This is a genomic window from Caballeronia sp. (genome assembly GCF_049581465.1).
GTDB lineage: Bacteria > Pseudomonadota > Gammaproteobacteria > Burkholderiales > Burkholderiaceae > Caballeronia.
Window position 1 is genome coordinate 1 of record NZ_JBAUSA010001276.1, and the last position, 5556, is coordinate 5556.

Consider the following 5556-nt stretch of genomic DNA (forward strand, 5'->3'; position numbering starts at 1 on the left):
AATGGAAGTGCCGCGCATCACCAAAATCACCCTGAACATGGGTCTTGGTGAGGCCGTCGCCGACAAGAAGATCATCGAAAACGCCGTTGGCGACCTGACCAAGATTGCGGGCCAAAAGCCCGTTATCACGAAGGCACGCAAGGCAATCGCTGGCTTCAAGATTCGTCAGGGCTACCCGATTGGCGCGATGGTTACGCTGCGCGGTCAAGCCATGTACGAATTTCTCGATCGTTTCGTGACAGTTGCGCTCCCACGGGTGCGTGACTTCCGGGGTGTATCGGGTCGTGCGTTCGACGGTCGCGGCAACTACAACATCGGTGTGAAAGAGCAGATCATTTTCCCCGAGATCGATTACGACAAGATCGACGCGCTGCGTGGGCTGAACATCAGCATCACGACTACCGCGAAGACTGACGATGAAGCGAAGGCACTGCTCGCCAGCTTCAAGTTCCCGTTCAGAAACTGAGGTTACCGTGGCTAAACTGGCACTGATCGAACGTGAAAAGAAGCGTGCCCGCCTGGCTGCAAAGTACGCTCCCAAGCGTACGGCGCTGAAGGCGGTCATCGATGACGCGAGCAAGTCGGACGAAGAGCGTTACGCCGCTCGTCTCGAGCTGCAACAACTGCCGCGTAATTCGAACCCCACTCGCAAGCGTAACCGCTGTGCGATTACGGGTCGCCCGCGTGGCACGTTCCGCAAATTTGGACTGGCCCGCAGCAAGATTCGCGAAATCGCTTTCCGCGGCGAAATCCCTGGCCTGACCAAGGCGAGCTGGTAATAGGAGATACGTAAATGAGCATGAGTGATCCTATCGCCGATATGCTGACTCGCATCCGCAATGCGCAGATGGTTGAGAAAGTGTCGGTGACAATGCCCTCGTCGAAAGTCAAGGTTGCGATTGCGCAGGTTTTGAAGGACGAAGGTTATATCGACGATTTCGCAGTGAAGTCTGAAGGTGCGAAGTCGGAATTGAACATCGCGTTGAAGTACTACGCTGGACGTCCGGTTATCGAGCGCATTGAACGCGTTTCGAAGCCTGGTCTGCGTGTGTACCGCGGTCGCAACGACATTCCGGTCGTCATGAACGGACTTGGTGTTGCAATCGTGTCGACGCCCCAGGGTGTGATGACCGACCGCAAGGCGCGCCAGACCGGCGTCGGCGGCGAAGTCCTCTGCTACGTCGCTTAAACCGAAAAGGAGAAGAAACATGTCTCGAGTAGGTAAAAGCCCGATTACGCTGCCGCAAGGCGCGGAAGTGGCTCTGAGCGGCGCTGTTATCACCGTCAAGGGCCCGCTGGGTACGATTACGCAAGCGGCTAATCCGCTTGTTACGGTAGCAAACGACAACGGCACGCTCAACTTCGCACCGGCTGATGAAAGCCGTGAAGCGAACGCGATGTCGGGCACGATGCGCGCCCTGGTGGCGAACATGGTGAATGGCGTTACGAAGGGTTTCGAGCGCAAGCTGACGCTGGTTGGCGTCGGTTATCGCGCGCAGGCGCAGGGCGACAAGCTGAATCTGTCGCTGGGTTTCTCGCACCCCGTGGTGCACGCGATGCCGGAAGGCGTCAAGGTTGAAACCCCGACGCAAACCGAAATCGTGATCAAGGGGATCGATAAGCAGAAAGTTGGGCAGGTTGCTGCGGAAGTTCGCGGCTACCGTCCGCCGGAGCCCTATAAGGGCAAGGGCGTGCGCTACTTCGGCGAAGTCGTCATCCTCAAAGAAACGAAGAAGAAGTAAGGGTGCGCAATCATGGATAAGACTCAATCTCGCCTGCGCCGCGCTAAACAGACGCGCGTTAAGATCGCTGAGCTGCAGGTCGCACGTCTGGCTGTGCATCGCACGAACACGCATATCTATGCGCAAGTGTTCTCGCCGTGCGGCACCAAGGTGCTGGCAAGCGCGTCGACGCTCGAAGCAGAAGTGCGTGCCGAACTGGCCGACAAGAGCGGCAAGGGCGGCAACGTCAATGCTGCGATCGCGGTCGGTAAGCGTATTGCTGAAAAGGCCAAGGCCGCCGGCGTCGAATCCGTCGCCTTCGATCGTTCGGGTTTTCGTTACCACGGCCGCGTGAAAGCGCTGGCTGATGCGGCACGCGAAGCCGGACTCAAGTTCTAAGGGAAGAATTCGTCATGGCAAAGATGCAAGCGAATGTAAAGGCTGAAGAACGCGACGACGGCCTGCGTGAAAAGATGATCGCGGTCAATCGCGTGACCAAGGTTGTGAAGGGCGGCCGGATTCTCGGTTTTGCCGCACTGACCGTGGTTGGCGATGGCGATGGCCGTATCGGCATGGGCAAGGGTAAAGCGAAGGAAGTTCCGGTTGCTGTTCAAAAGGCAATGGAACAAGCACGCCGCAACATGTTCAAGGTGCCGTTGAAGAACGGTACGCTGCAACACGAAGTGCACGGTAAGCATGGCGCATCCGCAGTCCTCCTCGCTCCGGCGAAGGATGGTACGGGTGTTATCGCCGGCGGCCCGATGCGCGCAGTGTTCGACGTGATGGGCGTTCAAAACGTTGTGGCGAAGAGCCACGGTTCGACGAATCCGTACAACCTCGTTCGTGCAACACTCGACGGCCTGCGCAAGCAGTCGACGCCGGGTGACATCGCGGCGAAGCGCGGCAAGTCCGTCGAAGATATTTTGGGCTAAGCCAGGTGGTCACCATGTCTGATAAAACTGTTGTCAAGGTTCAGCTCGTCAAGAGCCTGATTGGGACCCGCGAAACGCACCGTGCAACGGTGCGTGGTCTGGGCCTGCGCCGAATCAACTCGGTCAGCGAACTGCAGGACACGCCGTCGGTCCGCGGGATGATCAACAAGGTCTCGTACCTTGTCAAAGTCATCAGCTGAGCGGCTGACCAGCGATCAAGGAGTTGAATATGGATTTGAATAACCTTAAGCCGGCAGAAGGCGCGAAGCACTCAAAGCGTCGAGTTGGCCGCGGTATTGGTTCGGGGCTCGGCAAGACCGCGGGTCGCGGCCATAAGGGTCAGAAATCGCGTTCGGGTGGCTTTCATAAAGTCGGCTTCGAAGGCGGTCAGATGCCTTTGCAACGTCGTCTTCCGAAGCGTGGTTTTACATCGTTGACGCATGAATTTGTCGGCGAAGTGCGCTTGTCGGATATCGAAAAGCTGCCCGTCGATGAAGTCGATTTGCTGGCACTGAAGCAAGCTGGTCTGCTCGGCGTGCTCATTACGAGCGCAAAGATCATCAAGACGGGCGAACTGACGCGCAAGATCACGGTTAAGGGCCTCAATGCAACGAAGGGCGCCCGTGCCGCGATTGAAGCTGCTGGCGGCTCGTTCGCCGAGTAAGGTGCGCGAGTTGTTGTTCCTAGCGAAAGCATCGGAGAAGGTTCTTGGCTAATAGCCCGAGTCTCGCAAAATCCGGTCGAAGCGCGGCGAAGTTCGGCGATCTGCGCCGGCGTGCAATGTTCTTGCTGCTGGCGTTGATCGTCTACCGTATCGGTGCGCATATTCCGGTGCCGGGTATTGACCCGGATCAGCTGGCTAAGCTGTTCCAGAGCCAGTCAGGCGGCATTCTTGGCATGTTCAACATGTTCTCGGGTGGCGCGCTGTCGAGGTTCACGATTTTCGCGCTGGGGATCATGCCGTACATCTCCGCGTCGATCATCATGCAGTTGATGTCGATCGTTTCGCCGCAGATGGAAGCGCTGAAGAAGGAAGGGCAGTCGGGGCAGCGGAAGATTACGCAATACACGCGTTACTTCACCGTGGTTTTGGCTACTTTTCAGGCTTTCGGCATTGCGGTCGCACTGGAAAATCAGGCTGGACTCGTTATCGATCCCGGCATGGTCTTTCGGTTGACGACGGTGGTTACGCTGGTTACCGGCACGATGTTCCTGATGTGGCTTGGCGAGCAGATTACGGAACGCGGTCTGGGTAACGGCATTTCGATCATCATCTTCGGCGGTATCGCGGCGGGTTTCCCGAACGCGATCGGTGGTCTCTTCGAACTGGTTCGCACCGGTTCCATGAGCATCATCTCGGCGATCATTGTCGTTCTGCTGATTGGAGCAGTCACGTTCGTTGTTGTGTTCATCGAACGCGGCCAGCGCAAGATCCTGGTGAACTACGCGAAGCGGCAGGTCGGAAACAAGATTTACGGTGGGCAGTCGTCGCATTTGCCGCTGAAGCTGAATATGTCGGGTGTGATTCCGCCGATCTTCGCGTCGTCGATCATTCTCTTCCCGGCAACCATCCTGAACTGGTTCAGTTCGGGTACGCGGACGGGCTGGTTTGCGAACACGCTGCATAGCGTAGCTGAAGCGCTCAAACCAGGTCAGCCGGTGTATGTGTTGTTGTACGCAATGGCGATCGTATTTTTCTGCTTCTTCTACACCGCGTTGGTGTTCAACAGTAGAGAGACGGCCGACAACTTGAAGAAGAGCGGCGCGTTTGTTCCCGGGATTCGTCCGGGCGATCAGACGGCACGGTATATCGATCGGATCTTGACGCGTTTGACGCTGGCCGGTGCGATCTACATTGTGTTTGTCTGCTTGCTGCCTGAGTTTCTGGTCCTCCGCTGGAACGTTCCGTTCTATTTCGGTGGAACATCGCTCCTGATCATCGTTGTGGTGACGATGGATTTCATGGCGCAGGTTCAGTCGTACGTGATGTCGCAACAGTATGAATCGTTGCTGAAGAAGGCAAACTTCAAAGGCAGCAACGTCCCGATGCGCTAAATAGGGCCGTGTCCAGAGACAGCATGGTTCTGGGCAGCGGGTTCTAGGGCACATGTCCTGAAGGGAGCGGATGCGTTGCATCTGCTTCTCACGGGCGACAACGTAACGGTTGAATTGGCGCCTTACGGTCTGACTCGTGCACTGAGAGTGTCGCGGGCGAAGTGATTTGAAAAAAGGGTAATATCATGAAAGTGATGGCATCGGTTAAGCGCATTTGCCGCAATTGCAAGATCATCAAGCGCAAGGGCGTTGTGCGCGTGATTTGCAGCTCTGATCCGCGCCACAAACAGCGTCAAGGCTGAACGCCGCGCTTTTTGCTTGCGCTTTTTGTTTGAGGAAAAACAATGGCTCGTATCGCAGGGGTTAACATCCCGAATCACCAGCATACCGAAATCGGCCTGACCGCGATTTTTGGTGTCGGCCGCACGCGCGCTCGCAACATTTGCGTAGCGTCTGGTGTGGAATTCTCGAAGAAGGTCAAAGACCTCGACGACGCAGACCTCGAAAAGCTGCGAGAAGAAGTGGGTAAGTTCATCGTTGAAGGCGACCTCCGTCGCGAAGTGACGATGAATATTAAACGCCTGATGGACTTGGGCTGCTACCGTGGCTTGCGCCATCGCAAGGGCTTGCCCATGCGCGGTCAGCGCACGCGTACGAATGCCCGTACACGCAAGGGTCCGCGTCGTGCAGCGCAATCGCTGAAGAAGTAAGCGGAACTGATAGTTACAGGAAAACGTAATGGCTAAGGCTTCGAACAACTCCGCGGCGCAACGCGTTCGCAAGAAGGTCAAGAAGAACGTCGCCGAGGGCGTGGTTCACGTTCACGCGTCGTTCAACAACACCATCAT

11 protein-coding genes and 1 pseudogene are annotated in these 5556 nt (G+C 56.7%); all 12 read left to right on the forward strand.

Translation table 11 applies throughout. From position 1 onward, the window contains the following. On the forward strand, positions 1-466 hold a 466-nt coding region (rplE, locus tag WCA53_RS30930; RefSeq protein WP_423920492.1), incomplete at its 5' end, for a 50S ribosomal protein L5. Positions 467-473: 7 nt separating this feature from the next. Continuing rightward, a complete protein-coding gene (rpsN, locus tag WCA53_RS30935; RefSeq protein WP_031361570.1) occupies positions 474-779 on the forward strand; it encodes a 30S ribosomal protein S14 in 306 nt (101 codons plus the stop codon). A 14-nt stretch (positions 780-793) separates the two neighbouring features. Next, a complete protein-coding gene (gene rpsH / locus WCA53_RS30940; RefSeq protein WP_031361569.1) occupies positions 794-1189 on the forward strand; it encodes a 30S ribosomal protein S8 in 396 nt (131 codons plus the stop codon). Positions 1190-1208: 19 nt separating this feature from the next. Continuing rightward, entirely contained in the window at positions 1209-1742 is a 534-nt protein-coding gene (rplF, locus tag WCA53_RS30945; RefSeq protein ID WP_423920497.1) for a 50S ribosomal protein L6, read from the forward strand. 12 nt (positions 1743-1754) lie between these two features. Beyond that, a complete protein-coding gene (gene rplR / locus WCA53_RS30950) occupies positions 1755-2120 on the forward strand; it encodes a 50S ribosomal protein L18 (protein ID WP_089162634.1) in 366 nt (121 codons plus the stop codon). 14 nt (positions 2121-2134) lie between these two features. Then, positions 2135-2653: a 30S ribosomal protein S5 gene (gene rpsE / locus WCA53_RS30955; RefSeq protein ID WP_031361566.1), complete on the forward strand. Its 519-nt coding sequence runs from the start codon at positions 2135-2137 to the stop codon at positions 2651-2653. 14 nt (positions 2654-2667) lie between these two features. Next, positions 2668-2853, forward strand: a complete 186-nt coding sequence (rpmD, locus tag WCA53_RS30960) for a 50S ribosomal protein L30 (RefSeq protein ID WP_423920502.1) — start codon at positions 2668-2670, stop codon at positions 2851-2853. Positions 2854-2882: 29 nt separating this feature from the next. Beyond that, entirely contained in the window at positions 2883-3317 is a 435-nt protein-coding gene (gene rplO / locus WCA53_RS30965) for a 50S ribosomal protein L15 (protein ID WP_423920507.1), read from the forward strand. 44 nt (positions 3318-3361) lie between these two features. Beyond that, positions 3362-4708 carry a preprotein translocase subunit SecY gene (gene secY, locus WCA53_RS30970; protein ID WP_423920512.1) on the forward strand — a complete coding sequence of 449 codons (1347 nt, stop codon included), beginning with the start codon at positions 3362-3364 and terminating at the stop codon, positions 4706-4708. A gap of 185 nt (positions 4709-4893) precedes the next feature. Continuing rightward, positions 4894-5010: a 50S ribosomal protein L36 gene (gene rpmJ / locus WCA53_RS30975; RefSeq protein ID WP_004199844.1), complete on the forward strand. Its 117-nt coding sequence runs from the start codon at positions 4894-4896 to the stop codon at positions 5008-5010. 42 nt (positions 5011-5052) lie between these two features. Next, positions 5053-5418: a 30S ribosomal protein S13 gene (gene rpsM, locus WCA53_RS30980; RefSeq protein WP_423920515.1), complete on the forward strand. Its 366-nt coding sequence runs from the start codon at positions 5053-5055 to the stop codon at positions 5416-5418. 28 nt (positions 5419-5446) lie between these two features. Beyond that, positions 5447-5556 (forward strand): annotated as a pseudogene (locus WCA53_RS30985) (30S ribosomal protein S11); the annotation flags it as partial.